This is a genomic window from Mesorhizobium sp. M7A.F.Ca.MR.362.00.0.0, assembly GCF_004023175.1.
Taxonomy (GTDB): Bacteria; Pseudomonadota; Alphaproteobacteria; order Rhizobiales; family Rhizobiaceae; genus Mesorhizobium.
Genome location: NZ_RZTF01000577.1, coordinates 635 through 991, shown reverse-complemented (window position 1 = coordinate 991; position 357 = coordinate 635). Strand labels below are relative to the sequence as shown.

Sequence of the window (357 nt, the reverse complement as noted above, 5' to 3'; positions counted from 1 at the left end):
GTATTGCCGATCTCGACAGTGATGCCCTTGCGGCTCGCAAGCACATCTCCGGGCCGGAAGGCGTTGCCGGCAATCGAATTTTCAACCGCGGGAATGAGCACGCGCAGCCGCACATTCAGCCCGGCAGCCATGATCATCGAGGCGAGGCCAAGGACATTGGCAGCACCGCCCATGTCCTTTTTCATCAGCAGCATGCCGGACGATGGCTTGATGTCGAGACCGCCCGTGTCGAAGCAGACGCCCTTGCCGACCAGGGTCACCTTCGGCGCCCCTTGCTGCCCCCATCGCATATCGATCAGGCGCGGCGCGCCGGCCGACGCACGGCCGACAGCATGGATCATCGGGAAATTCCGGTCG

General features: G+C 63.6%; 1 pseudogene. It reads right to left on the bottom strand.

Annotated features, from left to right (window positions below):
• Positions 1–357, bottom strand: a pseudogene (locus EOC06_RS44390) (leucyl aminopeptidase family protein); the annotation flags it as partial.